16 protein-coding genes and 2 pseudogenes are annotated in these 22164 nt (G+C 74.3%); 8 read left to right on the top strand and 10 right to left on the bottom strand.

Annotated elements, in window-relative coordinates:
• The first annotated feature begins 192 nt into the window (after positions 1 to 192).
• Complete coding sequence (locus ACZ3X1_RS31835) at positions 193 to 3360, top strand: DEAD/DEAH box helicase (RefSeq protein ID WP_467282304.1); 3168 nt, start codon at positions 193 to 195, stop codon at positions 3358 to 3360.
• An 80-nt stretch (positions 3361 to 3440) separates the two neighbouring features.
• On the opposite strand, the gene ACZ3X1_RS31830 is transcribed toward ACZ3X1_RS31835, so the two are convergent.
• Together ACZ3X1_RS31830 and treY are read right to left on the bottom strand one after the other, a co-directional pair.
• Positions 3441 to 3770, bottom strand: coding sequence for an ATP-binding domain-containing protein (locus ACZ3X1_RS31830; RefSeq protein ID WP_467282301.1), 330 nt, complete (start codon positions 3768 to 3770; stop codon positions 3441 to 3443).
• 183 nt (positions 3771 to 3953) lie between these two features.
• Complete coding sequence (treY, locus tag ACZ3X1_RS31825) at positions 3954 to 6245, bottom strand: malto-oligosyltrehalose synthase (protein WP_467282297.1); 2292 nt, start codon at positions 6243 to 6245, stop codon at positions 3954 to 3956.
• A gap of 82 nt (positions 6246 to 6327) precedes the next feature.
• On the opposite strand from treY, the gene ACZ3X1_RS31820 reads away from it, so the two are divergent.
• Entirely contained in the window at positions 6328 to 7632 is a 1305-nt protein-coding gene (locus ACZ3X1_RS31820) for an MFS transporter (RefSeq protein WP_467282295.1), read from the top strand.
• On the opposite strand, the gene glgX is transcribed toward ACZ3X1_RS31820, so the two are convergent.
• Positions 7617 to 9731, bottom strand: a complete 2115-nt coding sequence (gene glgX, locus ACZ3X1_RS31815; protein WP_356813551.1) for a glycogen debranching protein GlgX — start codon at positions 9729 to 9731, stop codon at positions 7617 to 7619. The genes ACZ3X1_RS31820 and glgX overlap by 16 nt on opposite strands.
• 286 nt (positions 9732 to 10017) lie before the next feature.
• Here glgX and ACZ3X1_RS31810 point away from each other — a divergent pair, with 286 nt between their 5' ends.
• Together ACZ3X1_RS31810 and ACZ3X1_RS31805 are read left to right on the top strand one after the other, a co-directional pair.
• On the top strand, positions 10018 to 11295 hold the full coding sequence (locus ACZ3X1_RS31810; RefSeq protein WP_356813552.1) for an SAV2148 family HEPN domain-containing protein: 1278 nt from the start codon (positions 10018 to 10020) through the stop codon (positions 11293 to 11295).
• Positions 11296 to 11395: 100 nt separating this feature from the next.
• Positions 11396 to 12133, top strand: a complete 738-nt coding sequence (locus tag ACZ3X1_RS31805) for a 3'-5' exonuclease (RefSeq protein ID WP_356813553.1) — start codon at positions 11396 to 11398, stop codon at positions 12131 to 12133.
• Between the two features lie 127 nt (positions 12134 to 12260).
• Here ACZ3X1_RS31805 and ACZ3X1_RS31800 read toward each other — a convergent pair whose 3' ends face one another.
• From ACZ3X1_RS31800 to ACZ3X1_RS31785, 4 genes are read right to left on the bottom strand one after another with little or no spacing between them, the layout of a single operon-like run.
• Positions 12261 to 13046 (bottom strand): alpha/beta fold hydrolase, encoded by a 786-nt coding sequence (locus tag ACZ3X1_RS31800; RefSeq protein ID WP_467282290.1) that lies wholly within the window; start codon positions 13044 to 13046, stop codon positions 12261 to 12263.
• 39 nt (positions 13047 to 13085) lie between these two features.
• Positions 13086 to 13949, bottom strand: coding sequence for an aminoglycoside phosphotransferase family protein (locus tag ACZ3X1_RS31795; RefSeq protein WP_467282287.1), 864 nt, complete (start codon positions 13947 to 13949; stop codon positions 13086 to 13088).
• Positions 13950 to 13994: 45 nt separating this feature from the next.
• The gene (locus ACZ3X1_RS31790) at positions 13995 to 14921 is read right to left on the bottom strand and encodes an SDR family oxidoreductase (protein WP_467282283.1); all 927 of its coding nucleotides are present in this window, start codon (positions 14919 to 14921) and stop codon (positions 13995 to 13997) included.
• Complete coding sequence (locus ACZ3X1_RS31785; RefSeq protein ID WP_356813558.1) at positions 14921 to 15532, bottom strand: TetR/AcrR family transcriptional regulator; 612 nt, start codon at positions 15530 to 15532, stop codon at positions 14921 to 14923. The genes ACZ3X1_RS31790 and ACZ3X1_RS31785 overlap by 1 nt, the downstream gene beginning before the upstream one ends.
• Positions 15533 to 15658: 126 nt before the next feature.
• Here ACZ3X1_RS31785 and ACZ3X1_RS31780 point away from each other — a divergent pair, with 126 nt between their 5' ends.
• The 3 genes and pseudogenes from ACZ3X1_RS31780 to ACZ3X1_RS31770 all read left to right on the top strand — a co-directional run bounded on the left by ACZ3X1_RS31780 (position 15659) and on the right by ACZ3X1_RS31770 (position 19824).
• A complete protein-coding gene (locus tag ACZ3X1_RS31780; RefSeq protein WP_467282278.1) occupies positions 15659 to 17863 on the top strand; it encodes an FUSC family protein in 2205 nt (734 codons plus the stop codon).
• Positions 17860 to 19106: pseudogene (mgt, locus tag ACZ3X1_RS31775) on the top strand (macrolide-inactivating glycosyltransferase). Before ACZ3X1_RS31780 ends, mgt begins: the two are co-directional and overlap by 4 nt.
• Before the next feature lie 145 nt (positions 19107 to 19251).
• Complete coding sequence (locus ACZ3X1_RS31770; protein WP_356813563.1) at positions 19252 to 19824, top strand: DUF1697 domain-containing protein; 573 nt, start codon at positions 19252 to 19254, stop codon at positions 19822 to 19824.
• A gap of 8 nt (positions 19825 to 19832) precedes the next feature.
• Here ACZ3X1_RS31770 and ACZ3X1_RS31765 read toward each other — a convergent pair whose 3' ends face one another.
• Positions 19833 to 20213 (bottom strand): nuclear transport factor 2 family protein, encoded by a 381-nt coding sequence (locus ACZ3X1_RS31765; RefSeq protein WP_467282271.1) that lies wholly within the window; start codon positions 20211 to 20213, stop codon positions 19833 to 19835.
• 85 nt (positions 20214 to 20298) lie between these two features.
• On the opposite strand from ACZ3X1_RS31765, the gene ACZ3X1_RS31760 reads away from it, so the two are divergent.
• Complete coding sequence (locus ACZ3X1_RS31760) at positions 20299 to 21300, top strand: ketopantoate reductase family protein (RefSeq protein WP_467282267.1); 1002 nt, start codon at positions 20299 to 20301, stop codon at positions 21298 to 21300.
• Here ACZ3X1_RS31760 and ACZ3X1_RS31755 read toward each other — a convergent pair.
• Both ACZ3X1_RS31755 and ACZ3X1_RS31750 read right to left on the bottom strand, forming a co-directional pair.
• Positions 21297 to 22052 carry a sirohydrochlorin chelatase gene (locus ACZ3X1_RS31755; RefSeq protein WP_356813566.1) on the bottom strand — a complete coding sequence of 252 codons (756 nt, stop codon included), beginning with the start codon at positions 22050 to 22052 and terminating at the stop codon, positions 21297 to 21299. The genes ACZ3X1_RS31760 and ACZ3X1_RS31755 overlap by 4 nt on opposite strands.
• A 5-nt stretch (positions 22053 to 22057) precedes the next feature.
• Positions 22058 to 22164: pseudogene (locus tag ACZ3X1_RS31750) on the bottom strand (ABC transporter permease); the annotation flags it as partial.

Here is a 22164-nt window from a genome sequence, read left to right as displayed (position 1 = left end):
GGCCCGCCGCCTACTGCTGTACGGGCCCCGCAGTTCCCCGGAGCTGCGGGGAAACCCCTGGCCAAGGCTATGTCGAAGCCTCCCGGGAGGCCGCGTGCCGCGGCCGGCACAGACACCCGCGGCACCGGCCGTGGGCGGGGAAACCTCCCAAACCGGCTGCGGAGGATGATCACGGGATGTCACAGTCACACCATGCGCATTGACGAGGCCGGCGTGAAGGGATCGGTCACCGACCTGGCACAGGAGCGGTGGGGAGTCACGCTGGGCGGAGAGCTTCCGGCGCGGTTCGCGGAGCCGGGGTGGACCTACGAGGAGACCGTCGACCGCCGCTGTCCCGTGTGCGGCGGTGAACTGCACGCCCTGCGCAGACCGTACGAGTCCCAGGGGCGCACCTACCAGTACACGGCCCTTGTCTGCCCCGCCTGTCCCGCCGCCTTCACCCTCGCGGAGCTCGGGGTGAAGCGGTACGACCAGCTGACCGACACCGTGCCCCGCCAGGCCGGGCAGACGGCCCGACGCCGTCGGGCGCCCGTGCCCCTCGGGGCGTCCCCGGACGGGCCGGGGGGTACCGTCACCGTGATCGTCAGGGCTCCGGGGGTACGCGCGGACCGCGGCCCTGCGTGGCCGGAGGACCTGGTCGTGCCCGACGGGACCGAGCAGAGGGCCTTGTCCTGGTGGAAGGTCGCCGATCCCGCGTGGCGCCCGGCCGACGCTGTGCTCACGGCGGCCGAGGACGTGCGGGTGATCCTCCCCGAAGGCCAGGAGTACGAGGCGCTGAGGGCGTGGCTGAAGGGGCGGGACGTCCCGTACCGGGTCAGCCGCTACTGGGAGGAGGCCGGTCAGGTCGGTACGGTCACCGACACCGGCGGCCGTGCGGAGCTGGTCGCGGTGGGGCCGGACGGAGCGGCCCCCGCCCCGGGGCCCTGGGCGGTGGCGGCTCGGGACGCCTTCGCCGCCCAGTGGGACGCGCTGGAGGAGCTGCCGGACGGCGACGGCGACGCGTATGTGCCTGTCGGGGAGCTGGTGCCGGCCGAGTGGGCCGGGCTGCTGCCGCACCCGTCGTTCAACCCCGTGCAGGCCGCTGCCGTCCCGGTGGTGCTCGAGGGCACCGGGCATCTGGTCGTGGTCGCGCCGACGGGCGCGGGAAAGACCCCGATCGGGATGGTCGCAGCGCTGGAGGCGCACGCCCGCGGACGCAAGGCGGCTTGGCTGGTGCCGCAGCGCTCGCTCACCGACGAGCTCGACCGCGAGCTCCAGCTGTGGCGCCGCCGTGGGCTGCGGGTGGTGCGTCTGACCGGTGAGGCCGCCGTGGACACGGAGTTGATCCGGTCGGCCGACGTGTGGGTGGCCACCACCGAGAAGTTCGAGGCGATCTGCCGTGCGGGTTCGCTGCGGGACGCGCTCGCGGAGGTCGGCTGCCTGGTGGTCGACGAGATCCACCTGCTCGGCGATCCGGCCCGCGGAGCCGTACTGGAGGCGCTGCTCGCCCGCGTACGGGAGGACAGCGCGGCCATCCGGATCGTAGGCCTGTCCGCGACGGTCGCCAACGCGGACGAAGTCGCCCAGTGGCTGGGCGCCCGCCTGGTGCGCACCACCTGGCGGCCCACGCGGCTCACCTGGCAACTGCCCCTCCTGCCCCCGGTCGACGAGACGGACTGGGCCAAGCGGGCCGCCGCCCGAACCGGGGCCGCCGTGCGCATCGCCCGTCAGGTCACCGGGGACGGTGGCAGCGTCCTCGTCTTCTGCGGCAGCAAGCGCCGCGTCCGGACCACGGCGCTCGCGATGGCCGCCGACCGGGGCGTGCCCACCGCCGGCGTGGACGCCGACGACGCCGAAGCCGTGGAGCGGCTGTGCACCAAGGCGGGGGTGCGGCTGCACTACCGGGACTGGCCGTACAAACGGGAGGCCGAGCAGGCCTTCCGTGCCCGCGAGGCGGAGATCCTCGTCGCCACCTCCACGGTCGCGGCGGGCGTCAACCTCCCCGCCCGCGCGGTGATCGTCAGCGACACCACCATCGGTCTGGACCGCATCGAGGTGTCGATGGTCCAGCAGATGTTCGGACGCGCCGGGCGCATCGGAGCCGGAGAGCGCGAGGGCTGGGCGTTCCTGCTCACCGACCCGGCGGAACGAGCCCACTGGCAGGCCCGGTTGGCCGCCGGATACAGCGTGCGGTCGAGACTGGACGAACACCTGGCCGACCACCTGCTCGCCGAAGCCGTGCAGGAGCGCGTTTCGACCCTCGACGAGGCGGAGCGGTGGTGGGCCGGCACGTTCGCCGCCCACCAGGGGCACGACAGCGTGGAGCCCCTCCACGAGGCGGCACAGTTCCTCGCCGAGGTGGGCTGCCTGCGGGACGCCGCCCACGAGGTCCGCCTGGAGCCCAGCGCGCTGGGGCGGCTGACCAGTCGCTTCATGGTCGATGCCGGCGTCGCCGACGATCTGGCGACGGCACTGCGGCAGGCCCCGGTACCCGAAGACCCGCTCACGGCCGAGCAGTTGCTCGCGACTCTGCTCAGCACCCGCCTGCCCGTACTCGAACAGGCGCCGTTCACCGAGCGTGCGAAGACCGCCCTGCGCCGAGTCCTGCGTGAGGCCGAGCACGCGGACGACGAGCCGGACGACCCCTGGGGGCTGGGCCCGGCGAAGGAACCGGCGCCGGCCGAGGACGAGCAGCGGCCACAGGCCGGGGATCTCGCCCGCGCGGTCCTGCTCCTTGCAGCGACCCGTCCGCGCCTCTTCCGCGGCCGCCCCGCCTATGTCCTGGGCATCCCCGTGGACTCCATGACCGGCATCCTGGAGGAGGCCCAGCGCTACCTGGCCTGGCTCGGCGCGCAGGGTCCACTCGGCACGGTCCACCCCTGGGTGGCCGTCGTCGCCGCCGACCTCTCGCTCCGCATCCGCTGGCGCACGCTGGGGGTCGACCGAGGGGCCGGACGCCTCCTCTGGATGTGCGAGCGCATGGCCACGGCCCCGCTCGCGCCCGGCCTGGTCCCGCGCATGTGGAACGCGGCCCGGGCCCGCGGCGTCGACGCGCCCGACTGGAACGGCACGACCCCGCCGAGCGACTGCGCACTCTCCCCGGACCGCTACCGCGCCCTCCTCGCGGAGCGCGCGACCGGCACGCGCCTCGCCCTCCAGGAGGACACGGTCCGGGTCTGGGCCCCGCCCGGATCGGCGATCCGCCTGTGGAACGGTGTGACCACCACCGTGCACGTCGCCGACGGTGAGGAGACCACACTGCTCCTTCCACCGGCCGACCCGGCCGACTCGTCGGCCGGGCGCTGCGGCGCGGCCGTCTTCACCCGCGGTGATCGGCTGGCGGCAGGGTGGCTCGGAGCGTACGCGGCCATGCGCGCCTGATCCGGACCGTCAGGGGCCCGAGACGGAACTGCCGGTGAAACAGCTGCGGATCCTCCACCCCCGATGACGGGAGGGGCTTGTCAGCTCAGGGCGAGCTGGCCGGCGGCCGCCTGACCTCGCGGGGTCGGTACGGCGGCCACCGGGTGTGCGATGCGGTGGGGCAGAGCCGTGTTGCGGCGCTGGGTGCGGTTGTTGGCGACCGCTCGTTCGACGGCCTCGGTCTGGCCGATGAGCATGACACCGTGGCGGGCGCGGGTGACGGCGGTGTAGAGCAGGTTCCGCTGTAGGAGCATCATTCCGGCCGCGCTGATCATGGGGACGATGACGTACGGGTACTCGCTGCCCTGGGACCGGTGGACGGTCAGGGCGTAGGCATGGACGAGTTCGTCGAGATCGGTGAAGGAGTACACGGCCGTCTCTCCGTCCGTGAAGGTGACCGTGAGCCGGTGGGCCTCGACTGTCCTGCTCTCCCTGGACCCGGCGTGGCACCGGAGCCTGGCGGTCTTCTCCCGGTCCCGCTGACCGGCGCCGCCGCGGCCTTCGCGGAGCTGCTCGCAGCCTCGACCGCCACGGGACCGGCCCCCGGCGGGCCCTCAGCGGCGGAGCCAGACACCGACCGGGCGGTCGTCCAGCAGGGCCGTCACCTCGGCTGAACCGCTGTGCCCGATGCGGCGGCCCCGGTCGGCGGGCGGGGGGAGGACCGGCGTCCACGTGCCCGGCGGCAGGTCCACGCGGGTGTCGCGCCAGCCGCCCGCCGCCGCCAGCCGGTGGGACAGCCGGGTGGCCGCCACCAGCAGGCCCGGCGCCCGGGTGAAGGCCACCAGGTGGTCCGCCGCCGGACCCCGGGCCGCGACGGGGGCGTAGCCCCGGAAGAGTTCCGGCCGGTCCCGGCGCAGCCGCAGCAGCGCCGCCGTGAAAGCCAGCTTCTCCTCGGCCGGGCCCCGCGGGGCGGCCCCCGCGTCCAGCCGCGCCAGCGCCTCGCGCGGCAGGTGCGCCGGGCGCCGGTTGTCCGGGTCGACCAGCGCCCGGTACTCGGTCTCCGCCCCCTGGTAGACCTCCGGGACGCCCGGCATCGCGAGGTGCAGCAGCGCCATGCCGAGCAGGTTCGCGCGGGCCGCCTCCGCGAGCTCCGCCGGGAGGTCCAGCGGGGCCGGGACGTAGCCCGGGACGCCCGTCTCGTACTCCTCGTTCCGGTCGGTCCAGCTGGTGTGCAGGGCGGCCTCGCGCGCTCCCTTGAGCAGGGCGTCGGCCAGGCGCGGCACCGCATCGGGGGCCCGTCCGAGCCCGAACGCGGTCTGCCGGGCCACCCAGGCCAGGTGGGGGTCGTGGGCGCTCTCGCCGTCGGCCGGGCCGTCGGGGCCGGCCATCAGCTCCGGCGCCTGGGACAGCGTCGAGACCCGGGCCCTGACGTCCGCGCTGCGCTTGGTGTCGTGCGTGGACAGCACCGTGCCGGTCCGGGGCCAGTCCCGCGCCTGCGCGGCGCAGTACGCGTGGAACTCCTCGGGCGACACCGCCGGACGCCCTGGCTCCCCGCCCACCTCGGTGGCCGACAGCAGGGGCGCGTAACGGTAGAAGGCCCGGTCCTCCAGGGACTTGGCGCGCAGGGCCGCCGAGGTCTGGGCGAAGCGGGCGGCGAAGGCCGGGTCCCGCAGCAGCAGCTCCCGTACGCCGGCCACCGCGGCCGGGTCGGCCAGCTCGGCCGCCCGCTCCAGCGCCTGCGGCGGCAGCTCCGGTTCGCCGGGATAGGGCCGGTAGACGGGAAAGGCGATCAGCAGTTCGCGTACGGCGGCGGCCAGTTCCGGGCCGGCCCGGCGCTCCAGCGCCCCCAGTTCGGCGGCCAGGTCGCCGGTCAGCACCTCCCGCGCACAGGCGCGGGCCGTCTCCGGCCACTGCGGCAGCCCGGTGGACTCCGCGTACCGGGCGGCCAGTTCGGCGGCGCCCGCCGGATCGGTGAACACCCCGTCGACCCGGTGCAGAGCGTCGTACCCGGTGGTCCCGGCCACCGGCCACCCCGCCGGCAGCCGCTCGTGCCGGGCCAGGATCTTCTCGACCACCACCCAGCAGCCGTCGCCCGCCGCGGCCCGCAGCCGGCCGAGGTACTCCTCCGGGTCCGCCAGGCCGTCCACGTGGTCGATCCGCAGGCCCTGCGCGACACCGTCGCGGACCAGCTCCAGCACCTTCGCGTGGGTGGCAGTGAACACGTCCGGGTCCTCCACCCGGACCCCGATCAGTTCCGAAATGGTGAAGAAACGGCGGTAGTTGAGCGTGGTCGCGGTCTCCCGCCACCAGGTGGGCCGGTACCACTGCGCGGCGAGCAGCTCCGGCAGCGGCAGGCCCGCGGTCCCCTCCCGCAGCGGGAACTCCTGCTCCCCGTGGCGCAGCACCCCGCCGTCGACCCGCAGGTCGCAGGAGTCCACCGGGCCGGGGAGCAGCGGGAGCGCCACCCGCCCGCCGCCCGCGTCCCAGTCGATGTCGAACCAGCGTGCGTACGGCGAACCCGGCCCGTCCCGCAGCACCTCCCACAGCGGCCGGTTCAGCCGCAGCGGCGTCGGTACCGCCATGTGGTTGGGCACGATGTCGAGGACCAGGCCGAGACCGTGCGCCCGGGCGGCCCCGGCCAGGGCCCGCAGACCGGCCTCGCCGCCGAGCTCGGCCCGTACGCGGGAGTGGTCGGTGACGTCGTACCCGTGGGTCGATCCGGGCACCGCCTCCAGGACGGGGGAGAGGTGAAGGTGCGACACGCCGAGCGAGGCGAGGTACGGCACGGCCGCCTCGGCCGCCGCGAAGGGGAATTCCGGGCACAGTTGGAGGCGGTAGGTCGACGCCGGAGTGACAGGATTCGGAACATCAGATTCCGATGCGGGGATCGGGCGCGGCTGGCTCATGAGAACGTACGTACCCAACCTGCCGGATTCCGTGCCATGACCCAATGCATCCGAGTGACTGCGCCGGGTTAGTGTCGATCAAGTGGTTGCAACCGTCGACACTTATCGAAGAGTCATCGCCCTGACCGGGCCCCTCCTTCCGCTCGTCTCCTTCCTCGCCCGACTGCCCGTCGCGATGTCCCAGTTCGGAAGCTTCCTGCTGGTCGCCCAGACCAGCGGCTCCCTGGCCACCGCCGGCATCGTCGGAGGGGCCCTGTCCACCGGCCAGGTCCTCTGCGGGCCCGTCCTCGGCCGGCTCGCCGACCGGCACGGCCAGCGGCCCGTCGTCCTGGCCGCCGCCGCGGTCAACGCCGTCGCCACCGCCGCTCTGGTCGCCGGTGCGCTCACCCACCTCGCGACGCTCCCGCTCGCCGCGGTCGGCGCCCTCACCGGCGCCTCCGTGCCGCTGATCGGGCCGCTCGCGCGCACCCGCTCCGTCGCCCTGGCGCACCGCGCCAAGGCCGACGAGGGCGTCGTGGGGGCAGTCCACGCCCTCGAAGGCACCCTCGACGAGGTCTCCTTCGTCTTCGGGCCCGCCCTGGTCGGGCTCGCCGCGCTGGTCGCGCACCCGGCCTTCGCCCTGGCCGGTGCGGTCGGGCTCGTCGCCGTCTTCGCCAGCGCCTTCGCCCTGCACCCGACCGCCTCCGTCACCCCCGGGGCCCCTGCGCGGGATCGGCGGGCGGGCAGCCGGGTCCGGCCGCCCGCCGTGGTCCACGCCGTACGGGGCTCCCTCGCCCTCCAGGGCGTGATGTTCGGCGCCTGCCAGGCCGGCATCACCGCACTCACCATCCGCCTCGGCGTCCCGGACCAGGCCGCCGTCGTCTACTCCGCGATGGGCGTCGTCAGCGCCGCCGTCGGCCTCGCGCTCGGCGCGCTGCCCGCCCGCTTCGGCCTGCGGCTGCGCTGGCGGGTGGCGACCGGCGCAGCCCTCGTGCTCTCGGCGCCCCTGCTGGTCACCGACGGCCTGTGGCCGCTGTACGCGGTCGTCACCGTGCTCGGGGCCGCCTACGCACCCCACCTGATCACCGCGTTCGCGCTGACCGAGCGGGCCGTGGAACCGGCCCGGCTCGCCACCGCCATGGCCTTCGCCGCCAGCAGCCTGGTGGCCGGGCAGGCCGTGGCCCTCGTCGTCTCCGGGCGCCTCGCCGAGCGCTACGGCCCCGGCGGGGCCTTCGCCGTGGCCGTGGGGGCGGCCGCGCTCTGCCTGACCCTCGCCCTCGTCACCCGGGTGCCCGCCGCCCGTACGCCCGCCGACCCGTCGGCCGAGCCGGGCCCGTCGGCCGAGCCGGACCCGGCCGCCGAGCCGGGCCGGCATCCGGCTCAGGACCCCGCCTACGCCGGCCGCTGAAGCACCACCAGGCACCGCCCCGTCAGCGCCACCCGGTCGCCGGCCGCGTACTGCGGCCCGGTGCCGGGTGGCAGTACGTCGGCCCGGGAGGTGTCCACCACCAGCCGCCACTGCGCGCCGTGCCCCGGCGGAACGGTGAAGTCCTGCGGCTCGGCACCCGCGTTGAACATCAGCAGGAACGAGTCGTCGGTGATCCGCTCCCCGCGGCTGCCCGGCTCGGAGATCGCCTCCCCGTTGAGGAACACGGTCAGCGCCCGCGCGTGCTGCGCCTGCCAGTCGCGCGCCCGCATCTCCTCGCCGTGCGGGGTGAACCAGGCGATGTCGGAGAGCTCGTCGTGCGTGCCCTCCACCGGCCGGCCGTGGAAGAACCGGCGCCGCCGGAACACCGGGTGGTCGCGCCGGAGCCACACCATCCGCCGGGTGAACTCCAGCAGCGACGGAGCCGGTTTGCCGGGCTCCGGCCAGTTCACCCACGACAGTTCGTTGTCCTGGCAGTAGGCGTTGTTGTTGCCGCCCTGGGTGCGGCCGAACTCGTCGCCGTGGCTGAGCATGGGCACGCCCTGGGACAGCAGGAGGGTGGCCGTGAAGTTGCGCATCTGCCGCTCGCGCAGCGCCAGGACCTCCGGATCCTCGGTCGGTCCCTCCACCCCGCAGTTCCAGGACCGGTTGTGGCTCTCTCCGTCCCGGTTGCCCTCCCGGTTGGCCTCGTTGTGCTTCTCGTTGTACGAGACGAGGTCGTTCAGGGTGAAGCCGTCGTGGCAGGTGGTGAAGTTGATGGACGCCAGCGGGCGCCGCCCGTCGTCCTGGTAGAGGTCCGAGGAGCCGGTCAGCCGTCCCGCGAACTCCGCCAGCGTCCGCGGCTGTCCGCGCCACAAGTCCCTCACGGTGTCACGGTACTTGCCGTTCCACTCCGTCCACAGCGGCGGGAAGTTGCCCACCTGGTAGCCGCCCTCGCCCAGGTCCCACGGTTCCGCGATCAGCTTCACCTGGCTGACCACCGGGTCCTGCTGGACCAGGTCGAAGAACGACGACAGCCGGTCCACCTCGTGGAACTGCCGGGCCAGCGTCGCCGCGAGATCGAAGCGGAAGCCGTCCACGTGCATCTCGGTGACCCAGTAGCGCAGCGAGTCCATGATCAGCTGCAGCACGTGCGGGGAGCGCATCAGGAGGGAGTTGCCGGTGCCCGTGGTGTCCATGTAGTGCCGCGGATCGTCCGACAGCCGGTAGTACGAGGCGTTGTCCAGCCCCCGGAAGGACAGCGTCGGCCCCAGGTGGTTGCCTTCGGCGGTGTGGTTGTAGACGACGTCGAGGATCACCTCGATCCCCGCCTCGTGCAGCGCCCGCACAGCCGACTTGAACTCCAGCACCTGCTGGCCGCGGTCACCCGAGGCGTAGCCGTTGTGCGGGGCGAAGAAGCCGATCGTGTTGTAGCCCCAGTAGTTGCTCAGCCCGTCGTTGACCAGCCGGTGGTCGTTGACGAACTGGTGCACCGGCATCAGCTCCAGCGCCGTGACCCCGAGCTTGGCGAGGTGGCCGATGACCGCCGGGTGCGCGAGCGCCCCGTAGGTCCCGCGCAGCTCCTCGGGCAGGTCCGGATGACGCATGGTCAGGCCCTTGACGTGGGCCTCGTACAGCACGGTGTGGTGGTACTCGTGGCGCGGCGGCCGGTCGTTGGCCCAGTCGAAGTACGGGTTCACCACCACCGAGCTCATGGTGTGCGGGGCGGAGTCCAGGTCGTTGCGGGAGTCGGGGCGGCCGAAGTGGTAGCCGTACACCGCCTCGTTCCAGTTCACCCTGCCGCTGATGGCCCGCGCGTACGGGTCCAGCAGCAGCTTCGCCGCGTTGCAGCGGCGCCCGCGCTCCGGTTCGTAGGGGCCGTGCACGCGGAAGCCGTAGCGCTGCCCCGGCATGATCCCGGGCAGGTACGCGTGGCGGACGAAGGCGTCCGTCTCCCGCAGCTCGACGGCGGTCTCGGACCCGTCGTCGTGGAGGAGGCACAGCTCGATGCGCCGTGCGGCCTCGGAGTAGACGGCGAAGTTGGTCCCCGCGCCGTCGTACGTGGCGCCGAGGGGATACGCCTGTCCTGGCCAGACCTGCATAGACAACGACTCTTCCCTCGGTGTCGAAAGACGTCCCGGATGATCCGGCTTGGACCGCGTCACTGCCAGATCTTCCCCGAAAGAGGGGCGCCAAGCGCGGACTTGGGAGTGGTCCTACCGGGTGACCCGCAGACCTGACAGTCGGGTCAGCGGACTGTCCGCGCATCGGATAATGGGTCGATCGGCGGTCCGTGTGCGGGCCATCGGGCTGCACCGGGCCGCGCGCGCGGGATACCCTTCCGTGATCACTGGAGACGGGCGTCCAGACGCAGAAGGCGGTGCACGGGTGAGCTCGGGAGGTCTGGAGCTGCCCCCTGGTGACAGCAGTCACGAGGGTGGCCCGGCGGACGCCCCAGGTGGTGTCCCCGGCGGGGCGCCGACGGGGCTCCCGGCAGGGGCGGTCTCCCTGGCGGGCGGGCCGGCGGAGGCCGGGAGCGCGCGGGCCGGCGCCGAACTGGACTGGGGCGCGGAGGCCTGGAGCGAGGTCCGTACGCGGGCGCAGCGGGCGGGCCGGGCCTACATCTGGCTCAACCTGATCGAACAGCGGCTGCGGTCGGTGGTCGGCGCGGTGCTGCGGCCGATCTACGAACCGGTGCACGCCGGGGACGACTGGGTCGTCGCGGCCGCCGGTCCCGCCGGGCAGGAGTGGGTGCAGCGGGCCGTCGCCGTGCGCGAGGTCAGCCGGCGCAAGGGCTATCTGCTCGACTCCGCCGACGACAACGTGCTGAGCTTCCTGACCCTGCCGCAGCTGCGGGAGCTGATGGTCCAGCACTGGCCCTGCTTCGAGCCCTACTTCGACGACCGGCGCGAGATCGAGCTGGCCCTGGACGAGCTGGAGGTCACGCGCAACGTCGTCTCCCGCAACCGGGCCCTGTCGCGGCCCGTGCTGGAGCAGGCGGAACGGGCCTCGGCGCGGCTGCTGGAGGTACTGGGCGGGGGCTCCGGCAGTCCCGCCGCGGACCGGCTGCCGATCGACGCCGTCGAGGACCTGGTGGGCGACCGGTACGCGGACGTCGTCTCCGTCCACCCGGACCGGGTGCGGCTCCAGCGCAACCTTCCGGCGGAGGACCTCTTCGGGGGTGCGCGACGGCTCGACGCCATCGGGATAGGGCTCAACCTGCTGGTTCAGAACTTCTCGGGGCGAAGACTCGTCCGGCTGACGGAGGCGGGCTGCCGGGTGCGGCTGCTGTTCCTGAACCCGGCGAGCAGCGCGGTCAAACGGCGCGAGCGGGAGCTGGGGCTGCGCAAGGGGGAGCTGAGCCGCTCGGTGGAGATGAACATCCTGCACGTGCGGCGGGTCCGGGCGGGGCTGCGGGACCCCTCGCGCTTCGAGATCCACGTCTTCGACGAGACGCCGCGCTTCACCGCCTATCTGGTCGAGGGCCAGTCCTCGGGCATCGCGGTGGTCCAGTCGTACCTGCGGCGGGCGCGGGGCATGGAATCGCCGGTGCTGGTACTGCGGGGCGGCGGCCGGGGGGTGCCCAAGGACGCGGACCACGGGCTGTTCGCCACGTACCGGGAGGAGTTCGAGTCGATGTGGGAGGACTCCCGTCCGGTGTCGTGAGCGCCGTGACCTCCGCCGGAGGGTCCCGTCGTCGGGCTTGTCAGTGGCCCGTGGCAGGCTGAAACCCGTTGACCGAAGGCGTACGGGGGAGGGACACGGGGTGGAGGACCAGCGCGGTACGGGGGGCTGGCACGGCAGGGTGCTGATCGGGTTCGACCTGGAGACGACCGGCACGGAGCCCGGCGAGTCGAGGATCGTGACGGCGGCCGTGGTCGAGGTGCGCGGCGGTGCGGTGCACCAACGGCGCGGCTGGCTCGCGGATCCGGGGATACCGATCCCGGAGGGGGCCTCGGCCATCCACGGGATCAGCACCGAGCGGGCGGTCGCGGAGGGACGACCGGTCCGGGAGGTCGCCGACGAGGTCGCGGAGGCGCTGGTCGCGCACTGGCGTACGGGAGCGGTGGTCGTCGCGTACAACGCGGCCTTCGACCTCACCCTGCTGAGCGCCGAACTGGCCCGGCACGGGCTGCCTTCGCTGGCCGACCGGCTGGGCGGAGAGGAGACCGGTCCGGTGGTGGACCCGCTCACCATCGACCGGGCCGTGGACCGCTTCCGGCGCGGCAAGCGGACCCTGGAGGCGGTCTGCGGGGTGTACGGGGTCACGCTGGAGGAGGCGCACGACGCCGGTGCGGACGCGCTGGCCGCGGTCCACGTGGCCCGCGCGATAGCCGAACGGCATCCGCAGGTGGCCGAGCTGACCCCGGCCGACCTGCACGCCCGCCAAGGCACCTGGCACGCCCGCTGGGCCCGGGACTTCCAGTCCTACCTGCGCCGCCAGGGCGCGCCGGACGCGGTGATCGACACGGCCTGGCCCCTGCGCGACCTGGTCCCGGCCTGACCGGACCCGCCCTGCCCCAAGGCACGGGCGGGCTCGGCCGACGAGATCCGAAAAGAGACGACCCAGGTCGTGTCCGCGGAGTCCCGCCCGCGCTCCCGGGCGGCCGACGCTACTGTGCGGACACTCCCTACCGGGCGAGGAACGGGGCCAGTGCCGCCGCGAGTTCGGCGGGGGCGTCCAGCGCGATGAGGTGGGCGGCGGCCGGGAACTCGACCAGGGTGGCGCCGGGGATCTCGGCTGCGTAGCGCCGCGCGATGTCCTGGAAGTCGGCGACGTCGAGCTTGCCGATCCCGACCAGGGTGGGGACCGTGATGCCGGACAGGTCGCCCCGCACGACACCCTGGGAGTGCTCGCCGACGACGTCCTGGTTCACCAGGGACGTGCGGATCGGCTCGCGGAGCCGGTCGGCCAGTCCGGTGGCGACGTCGTCCCACGTGCGGGCCGGCCCGCGCACCCACATGTCCAGGTTCGTGGCGACGGCGGCGTCGAGGTCGCCCGCGGCCAGCGCCTCGGTCTCCGCCTCGTCGTACGCGATCATCTCGGCACCCCAGCCGTACCCCGGCCACGGCGCGGCCAGCACCGCGAGGGAGTGCACCCGGTCCGGATGGGTGAGGGTGAAGTCCACGGCCACGCGACCGCCCCAGGAAGCGCCGACGAGCCGGACGCGCTCGTGGCCGAGATGGTCCAGGAGCCGGCGCAGATCGTCGGTCTCGGTGAACGGGCCGCTCGGTGGAGCGGACTGTCCGAAGCCGCGCAGGTCGTAGCGGATGACGGTGTGCCGCTCCGCGAGGGCCGGCACGACCGCGTCCCACATGTGGTGGTCGGCGATCCCGGCGTGCACGAGTACGACGGGCGGTCCGTCGCCGGTGACGACGTACGAAAGGTGTCCGAGGTCGTCGGAGAGTGTGATCATCCGAAGATGTTCGCAGGTCGGCGACCTGCCCACCACCCTTTAGAAGGAGTGCCACCGCGTGCGCGGGTCGCCGGTCCGCAGCGAGGTCACGCGGCGGTGGAACTCGCTCCGGGCGGCCGGGTTGCCGGGTGCGTGCTGGGCGACCCAGGCGCAGCCGGCCGTTTCGCGGGCGCCGCGCAGGACCGCGCAGCCCTCCCAGTCGCGGACGTCCCAGCCGTACGCCGCTGCGAAGGCCTCGTACTCCCCGGCGGGCATGCCGTACCGGTCGCGTGACAGGGCCATCACCACCAGGTCGTGTTCGCGCAGGTCGGCCGATACGGTCTCCAGGTCGACCAGGACCGGGCCGTCCGGGCCCACGTGGACGTTGCGGGGCAGGGCGTCGCCGTGGACCGGGCCCGGCGCCAGGTGCGGGGACAGGGCCGCCACCTCGGCCGCGCAGGCGTCCCGGCGGGAGCGCAGGTACGCCGCGTCGGCCGGGTCGACGGCGTTCCCCGCCAGCCGCAGCCAGCGTTCGACCCCGCCCAGCAGGTCCCGCGGCGGCAGGGCGAACGGCGCTTCGGGCAGGGCGTGGACGGCCCGCAGCAGCACCGCCAGGTCCTCGGGCCCCGCGGGGCGCACCGCCTCCGGGAGCCGGTGCCACAGGGTCAGCGGATGGCCGCCCACCAGGCGGGGCTTCGGCTCGGCCGCCCGGACCGCGGGGACGCCGGACGCGGCGAACCAGTCGGCCACCGCCAGTTCGCGTTCGGCCCGCTCCAGCAGCGCGGCCTCCCGGCCCACCTTGACCACCAGGTCGCCGACGGCGAACACGGCGTTCTCACCGAACGCGAGCAGCGCGGGCCGCGCGGCCCCGGCTGCGGTGAGGCCCGCCGCCGCCAGTACGTCCCTCGCCCGCGCTTCGTCCATGCCGCTGTTCTACCACCGCCGAACGGGCCGGCCGGGACGGCCCGGTCAGAGGGGGTCGCCGAGCGGCCCGTACCGCGCCTGCAGGTTCTTCGCCCAGTGGGCGGCGAAGTCGGGCCGGGTGCCGTCGGCGTCGGTGAAGCCGTACTCCTGGTACAAGCCCCAAGTGGCCAGGGCCCGGCCGGTCTTGGACATGATCTGCGGGTCGGCGGCCAGTGCCGCGACCGCCCGGCCCAGGTAGGCGGGGGATTCGGAGTGGGCGAAGTCCGGGTCCTGCGCCACGCCGTCGCGCCAGTCGGCCTCGGTGACGCCGAAGTGGTCGAGCACGGCCTCCGACCGCAGGAACCCGGGCGTGATCGCCACGGCGGCGACGCCGTGCGGCCTCAGCTCGGCGGCCTGCGCGAAGGCGAGGCGGATCACCGCCGACTTCGCCAGGTCGTAGAAGAAGGAGCCGCGGTAGCGGGCGGTGTTGCCGTCGGTGACCTCGACCACCAGGCCGCTCCCGCGGGCGACCATGAGCGGCAGCGCGTACCGGCTCGTGATCACATGGGTCTCCACGGCCTGCCGCAGCAGCCGCAGGCCGGTCTCCAAGTCCTGCTCCCACAGGGGGTGTTCCCAGTCGGTCAGCGGATCTCCGCCCCACACCGAGTTGACCAGGACGTCGAGCCGCCCGTCCTGTTCGGCTGCGATCCGCTCCATCAGGGCCCGGACCTCCTCGGGGCGGCTGTGGTCGGTGCGGACGGGGACGCCCACGCCGCCCGCGGCCGTGATCCGCGCCGCCGTGTCCTCGATCGTCTCCGGGCGGTCCAGGTCCGAGCGGCCGGCGCCGCTGCTGCGCCCGGTGACGTACACCGTCGCGCCGGCGGAGCCGAGTTCGACGGCGATGCCCCGTCCGCCGCCGCGGGTGCCGCCGGCGACCAGAGCCACCTTTCCGGCCAGGGGCCTTCCGGCCGGCGGGCGTGTGTCGGTCGTCATCATTCCTCCGGTCCGTGGGGGTGGCGTGGCGGCAGATGGGCGAGCAGTACGGCGTCGAGTTCCCGGCGCAGCCGCTGCGCGAGGGTGCCGCGGCGTTCGACGGCCCACGCCAGGCCCGCGCCGGCGGTGATCGCCTGCACGGTGCCGGCCAGGGCCGCGACATCGGTCCCGGCGCGGAGTTCACCCGCGTCGGCGGCCTCCGCCAGCAGTTCCTCGATCGCCCGTCGCTGGGCCCGGTGTACGGCCAGCGCGCGTTCGTACAGCTGCGGATCGGTGAGGTCCGTACACAGGAAGGCCAGGTGGTGGGCGAAGCTCTCCGGCGTGTCCATCCCGGCCAGATTCCGCGACGTCAGCGCGGCCAGGGCGTCGAGCGCGGACGTCCCGGCATCCCGTACGCGCCCGGCCGCCCCGCCCGCCTCCTTCGCGGACCGGTCGGCCAGCGCCAGCAGCAGACCGCGCTTGGACCCGAAGCGCTGCACCAGCGTGCCGGGCACCAGGCCCACCTCCCGCGCCACGGCCGCCAGGGTGAGCCCCGTCGGCCCCACCCGGCCCATGACCCTGGCCGCCGCCTGCAGGATCACCGCGTCCTCGACGCCGCGCGGGCGTGCCACGACCGGCCACCTCCTCGTTGACATCATTAATAAATGCCTGTTCATGCATTAAACCTTCCGTCGCGCCGGTGCGGCAAGCCCGGCCGGCCGGTGGTGGCGTCCGGCGGCCGGCCCGATGCTGGAGTGGTGGGTGCCGAAAAAGACGTGAGCGCAGGCCGCGGCCCCAGCCGCGTGGTGCGACGCGCGATCCGCACCACCCTCTGCGCGTGCGGCGCGTTCTACGTGTGCCTGTACGGGCTGGACCGGCCCGTCGCGGCCACGTACGCCCTCTTCGCGGTGGTCTCGATGGCCGCCCTCTCCCGCATCCCCGGCACCGGCGAGCAGCGGGCGGCCGTCCTCGTCAGAACCCTGCCGGCGGTGTGGGTGCTGCTGACCGCCGGCACCTACCTCGCGGTACGGACCTGGGCCGCCGTGGCCGGCATGCTGGTCATCGGCTTCGCCATCGCCTTCGCGGCCGCGGCCGGACCCCGGGCGGCTGGCGCCGCCCCCGGGCTGCAGCTGCTCTACATCCTGCCGTGCTTCCCGCCCTACCTCCCCGACACCCTCGGCGAACGGCTCGGAGGCGCGACCTTCGGTCTGGTCCTGCTCGTCCTCGCCGAGAAGTTCCTCCTGCCCGAACCGCGCGGCACCACCTACCGGGAGCTGGCCGCCGGGGCGGCCGACGCAGCCGCCCGCTTCGCCGCCGAGCTGGGCCGCGCCCCGTACACGCTGCCCGCGGCCGAGGTGGAGAGCGCCCGGAAGATCGGCGAGTCGCTGCGCCCCCTCCACGTGGAGGAGGCCGAACGCCCCGCCGGGCCCGGCCTGCGCGACCGCGCCCTCGCCCACACCGGCCTGGGAGCGCGCACGCTGCTCGGGCGGCTGGTGAACCTGCCCCCGCCCCCCGCCGGACAGTCGCCGCTGAAGACCGGACTGGAGCTGCTGGAGGCCGTCGGCCGGTCCGCCGCCGAGGCCGGAGCCCTGCTGGCCGGGACGGGCCGCGCGACCGACGAGGCCGGCGCCCTGCGGCGACTGCGGGAAGAGGTGAGGGAGGCGGCCGAGCGGGAGCCGCAGCCCGTGACCGAGGTGCGCGGCCGCCGCCGGGCGGCGCTGCTGGAGGTGGCGGACGCCGCCGCGGCCTTCGCGACCGCGGCCGAGCTGGCGGTCCGGGGCAGGCGCGCCCCACCGCCGCCGCCCGGCACCGACTCGGGCCGGTTCTGGTACGCGGGCCGGCTCGCGCCCCGCCTGTGGTGGCACCGGTTGGCGGCGCACGCCGGGCCGCGCTCCGTGTACTTCCAGAACGCCGTCCGGATCAGCCTCGCGCTCGCGGCCGTCCGCACCGTCGCCGGCGTGGAGTCGCTGCCCCACGGCTTCTGGGCGATGCTGGCCGTCCTCAGCCTGACCCGGACCACGGTCGCCCAGACCAGGGCTACCGTCCGCCAGGCGCTCGCCGGGACCCTGCTCGGCGCGCTCCTGGCCGCCGGCATCCTGGCCCTGGTCGGCGGCCACACCCATGTCTACGCCGTCGTCCTGCCGATCGTGATGCTCGTCGCCTTCACGGTGGGGCCGGTCCGAGGGGTGGGCTGGGCCCAGGGCATGTTCACCCTCGTCGTGTCCTTCGTCTTCGCGCAACTGGCGCCCGTGACCTGGCGGCTGGCCGGGGTCCGACTCATGGACGTGATCATCGGCAGCATGATCGGCGTGGTGTTCGGGCTGCTGGCCTGGCCGCGGGGAGCGCAGTCCGAGCTGCACCGCGCGGTCGCCGTACTGCTGGCACGGGAGGCCGAGACGGTGGAGAGGACCACGGCCGCGGTGGTCGCCGGCAGGCGGGACACCGCCCCGGACGACCGGGCGCTCCAGCTCGCGCTCTCGCTGGCGGAGAGCGCGTACGCGCAGCGCCAGAGCGAGCCGCGGGCGCCGGTGGCCGGTGCCCCCGACTGGCAGGCGGCCATGATCACGGGCCATCACGTGCTCTGGGGCTCCCGGAGGCTGCTCGCCCGCGCCGGCCCGGACCTCGGGCCGGGCAACGGGGAGCGGCTCAGCGGCCGGGCGGACGGTGTGGCCGCCAGGATGCGGGCTGCGGCGCAGCGGGCCGCCACGGCCCCGCCGGACCACGGGTCGGACGGCGGCGTGGCGGCGTCCGCCGAGCCGGCGGCCGGACCGGGCGGCCGGGTGCGGGATCCGGAGGTGGTTGCCCCGTCGGAGTTCTTCGCCGCCCAGACCTGGCTCGACTCGCTCACCGCCGACATCGAGCGCGTGATGGCGCCCTGCCGCGCCGCCCATCAGGCCGGCTCCGCCGAGCAGGCCGACTCCTCCGGTCGGGCCGCGCCCCCGGACCGACCGAGGGCGGCGTGAATGAGTTGCACGAGACGTATCGTCTCGTTAGAGTCGGATCATGACCTCAGCCAAGGCCGCCCACATCGCCATGTTCTCCATCGCCGCCCACGGCCACGTGAACCCGAGCATCGAGGTGATCCGCGAGCTCGTGGCCCGCGGCCACCGCGTCAGCTACGCCATCCCCGCCGCCTTCGCCGACAAGGTCGCAGAGACCGGCGCCACCCCCGTCGTCTACACCTCCACCCTCCCCACGGACGACGAGCCGGAGGCCTGGGGCACCGAACTCATCGACAACCTGGAGCCCTTCCTGAACGACGCCGTCCAGGCCCTCCCGCAGCTCGCCGCCGCCTTCGACGGCGACGAACCGGACCTCGTCATCCACGACATCACCTCCTACCCGGCGCCCGTCCTTGCCCACCGCTGGGGCGTCCCCGCCGTATCCCTCTCCCCGAACCTCGTCGCCTGGGAGGGATACGAGCAGGAAGTCGCCGAGCCGATGTTCGCCGAGCTGAAGGCCTCCGAGCGCGGGCAGGCGTACTACGCGAAGTTCGCCGCCTGGCTCACCGAGAACGGCCTGCCCGACCAGGTCGACCGCTTCCAGGGCCGCCCGCGCCGCAGCCTCGTCCTGATCCCCAGGGCCCTCCAGCCCCACGCCGACCGCGTCGACGAGAGCGTGTACACCTTCGTCGGCGCCTGCCAGGGCGACCGCAGCGCCACCCAGGGCACCTGGAGCCGGCCCCCGGCCGCCGAGGGCCGAAAGGTCGTGCTCGTCTCGCTCGGCTCGGCCTTCACCAAGCAGCCCGCCTTCTACCGCGCCTGCATCGACGCCTTCGCCGACCTGCCCGACTGGTACGTCGTCCTGCAGATCGGCAGGTTCACCGACGAGGCGGACCTCGGCGAGGTCCCCGCCAACGTCGAGGTCCACCGCTGGGTCCCCCAGCTGGACATCCTGCGCCAGGCCGACGCCTTCATCACCCATGCCGGCGCCGGCGGCAGCCAAGAGGGGCTCGCCACCGCCACCCCGATGGTCGCCGTCCCCCAGGCCGTCGACCAGTTCGGCAACGCCGACATGCTGGCGTCCCTGGGCGTGGCACGACACGTCCCGATGGACGACGCCGACGCGGCCACCCTCCGCGAGGCGGTCCTCTCCCTCACCGCCGACCCCGCCGTCGCCGCCCGGGCCGAGGAGATCCGGGCCCGGATGGCCACCGAGGGCGGCACCCGCCAGGCCGCCGACCTCATCGAGGCCGAACTGTCATAGACACCACCCCCTGAAGGGCTGTCCCGTAATCCCCGGTGGATCAGCGCGCGGCGTCAGACGCGGGGCATCGCAAGGCGGAGGAGCGTCCTGATGCTGGGCGTATCCGGGCGTCCGGGGAGTACGGGACAGCCCTTAGGGTGCCCCCATGACGAAGAAGGACACGGCGGCGACGGCCAAGAAGTACGCGGCGCTGCTGCGCGGGATCAATGTCGGCGGCAGCAAGAAGGTCCCGATGGCGGAGCTCCGCTCCCTGCTGGAAGGGCTCGGGCACGGCGACGTGCAGACGTACCTGCAGAGCGGCAACGCCGTCTTCAGCAGCGCGAAGACCGACCCGGTGGCGCTCGCCCGGGAGCTGGAGGCCGCCATCGAGGCACACTTCGGCTTCCGGGTCGCGTGCCTGGTGCTGGACGGAACGTACCTGCGCGCCGTCGCGGAGGCGTGCCCCTTCCCGGCCGCGGAACTGGAGGGGAAACAGCTCCACGCCACCTTCTTCTCCGAGCAGCCGAGCGCGGAGCGCTTCGCCGCGCTCGACGGGGCCGCCTTCCTCCCCGAGGAGTACCGGCTCGGCGACCGCGTCCTCTACCTCTACGCCCCCGAAGGCCTGGGCCGCTCCAAACTGGCCGAGGCCCTCGCCAGGCCCGCCGTCGTCAAGGGCATCGACGTCACCACCCGCAACTGGAACACCGTCGCCAAGCTCGTGGAGCTGACCGGCCCCTGATCCGGTGTCTACTCGCCCGGCACCGGGGTGGCCTGGTGGTAGTACATCCGCCATCCGGACCCGTCGTCGGCCTTCCGCCAGATCGAACTCCGGCGCGCCCGCCGCCCGTCGATCACGGTCTCGTACCTGAGGTGCACGACCCCCGGGGCCAGTTCGACGCCGGTCATGCCGGCGGGCTCGTACCGCGGACCGTCCTCGGCGCCGCCCTCCAGCTCCGGCAGCGCCGCGAGCATCGCCCGCCGGTCCCACCTGCGTCCCGAAGCGCCCACCTCGGTGAACTCCGGATCGAGGAGCCCGTCCGTCAGGGCCCTCGACGTGCGCACGCCCGGGCTCATCAACAGCATCTCGCGCGCGACCGCCTCGGCCACACCGTCTCCGTCCACACCCATGGGAGCATCCTGGCCCAGGGGAGCGGGGCGCCGGCAACCGGCCCCGGGAGCGACGGGGCCGGCGGGGTGTGCCAGGCTCATCGGCATGCGGTACATCATCATCGGCGCGGGCGCCGTGGGCGCCACCATCGGCGGACGGCTCGCGGAGGCGGGTGGCGAGGTCGTCCTCGCCGCGCGCGGCGCGCACGCGGAGGCCCTGCGGGCCGAGGGGCTGCGGCTCACGACGGCGGACGGACGCCGCGTACACCGGATCAGCGTGGTGACGGGACCGGACGAGATGGGCGAACTGCGCCCCGACGACGTGCTGTTGCTGACGGTGAAGACCCAGGACGCCATCGCGGCGCTCGACGCGTGGGGCGACGCGGAGGTCGCGGGCGGCGGTACGGCCGCACAGCGGCTGCCGGTGCTCTGCGCGCAGAACGGCGTGGAGAGCGAGCGTCTGGCGCTACGGCGGTTCGCGCGCGTGTACGGGGTGTGCGTCTGGCTGCCCGCCACCTTCCTGGAGCCGGGCGTCGTCTCCGCGCTGTGCACACCGCTGACCGGCATCCTGCACCTGGGCCGGGCCGCGGGCGGAACGGACGCGCTCGTCCGGGCCGTCGCGGCGGACCTCGCCAAGGCCGGCTTCGAGGCCCCGGTGGTCGAGGACGTCATGCGGTGGAAGTACGCGAAGCTGCTGGGCAACCTCGGCAACGCGATCCAGGCCACGACCGGCCCGGACCCCGACCCGGCGAAGGCGGCACTCCTGGCGCGGGCCGCCCGCGAGGCCAAGGCCGCCTTCACAGCGGCCGGCATCGCCTACGCCTCGGACGCCGAGCAGGCGCAGGCCCGCGACGGGAAGGTCGAACAGCCGCCGGGCGTACGGGGCGGCTCCTCCTGGCAGAGCCTGGCGCGCGGCACCGGCTCGGTGGAGGCCGACTACCTCAACGGGGAGATCTCGCTGCTGGGCCGTCTGCACGGGGTGCCCACCCCGGTCAACGACGTCCTGCGACACGCGGCGAACATCTTCGCGCGGGAGGGCCTGCCGCCCGGCGCGATGTCCATCGCGGACCTGACGGCCCTGGCCGACGAGGCCGCGGCCCGCGCCTAGGCCGTCAGGGCCGGGAGGCGGGCGGGCGCCGCGGCCGCCGCGTCGTAGCGGCGCAGCAGCAGGAGGGCCAGTTCCGGGGCGGCGCCCAGGACGTCGGCCACCACGTCGGCGCCCGCGGCCTCGGCGCCGGCCGTGATGCGGTCCGGGAGCCGGCCGGGGGCGATGACGTACGGGGCCACCGCCACCCGGGCGAAGCCCTCGGCCCGCAGGGCCCGTACGGCGTCCTCCGTACGGGGATGAGCAGCGGAGGCGAACGCAGGCCGCACGGCGCACCAGCCGGTGTGCCGCCACTCCCGCGCGATTTCAGCGATCACTGCGATCGCCTCCGGGTCCGTGGAACCGGCGGACGCGAGCACCACCGCGGTGGTGGCGCGGTCCGCCGGGGTGAGGCCGGCTTCGGACAGCCGGCGTTCGAGGGCGTCGACGAGCAGCGGCGACGGGCCGAGGACGTCCGCCACCGAGACCGAGAGGCCCGGCAGGCGGGTCAGCGCCTCGGACAGCGCAGCCGGGATGTCGGCCTTCGCGTGGAAGGCCCGCGTCAGCAGCAGCGGCAGGGCCACCACGTCGCGGACGCCGTCGGCGTGCAGGGCCGACAGCACCTGCTCGACCCGCGGGGCGTTGAAGTCCAGGAAGGCCGTCTCCACCCGCAGTCCGGGCCGCAGCGCCCGCGCCCGCCGGGTGAGGGCGTGCACGGTCGCGGCGTGCCGCGGATCGCGGCTGCCGTGGGCGATGACCAGCAGTACGGGCGACATGCGGCTCAGCTCTTCACCAGCAGGCCGCGGCTGCGCAGTACGTGGCGTTCGAGGGGGCTGAAGATGAGCAGGTCGATGGCGATGCCGACGACGAGGATCAGGATGATGGCGA

Source organism: Streptomyces sp. NPDC023541 (assembly GCF_055559995.1).
This window is presented reverse-complemented; position numbering and strand designations above follow the sequence as displayed.

Coding starts and splice junctions, on each gene's coding strand:
- ACZ3X1_RS31835 (WP_467282304.1), top strand. CDS start 193: ATGCGCATTGACGAGGCCGGCGTGAAGGGATCGGTCACCGACCTGGCA.
- treY (WP_467282297.1), bottom strand. CDS start 6,245: ATGAGCCAGCCGCGCCCGATCCCCGCATCGGAATCTGATGTTCCGAAT.
- glgX (WP_356813551.1), bottom strand. CDS start 9,731: ATGCAGGTCTGGCCAGGACAGGCGTATCCCCTCGGCGCCACGTACGAC.
- ACZ3X1_RS31800 (WP_467282290.1), bottom strand. CDS start 13,046: ATGATCACACTCTCCGACGACCTCGGACACCTTTCGTACGTCGTCACC.
- ACZ3X1_RS31795 (WP_467282287.1), bottom strand. CDS start 13,949: ATGGACGAAGCGCGGGCGAGGGACGTACTGGCGGCGGCGGGCCTCACC.
- ACZ3X1_RS31790 (WP_467282283.1), bottom strand. CDS start 14,921: ATGACGACCGACACACGCCCGCCGGCCGGAAGGCCCCTGGCCGGAAAG.
- ACZ3X1_RS31770 (WP_356813563.1), top strand. CDS start 19,252: ATGACGAAGAAGGACACGGCGGCGACGGCCAAGAAGTACGCGGCGCTG.
- ACZ3X1_RS31765 (WP_467282271.1), bottom strand. CDS start 20,213: ATGGGTGTGGACGGAGACGGTGTGGCCGAGGCGGTCGCGCGCGAGATG.
- ACZ3X1_RS31760 (WP_467282267.1), top strand. CDS start 20,299: ATGCGGTACATCATCATCGGCGCGGGCGCCGTGGGCGCCACCATCGGC.
- ACZ3X1_RS31755 (WP_356813566.1), bottom strand. CDS start 22,052: ATGTCGCCCGTACTGCTGGTCATCGCCCACGGCAGCCGCGATCCGCGG.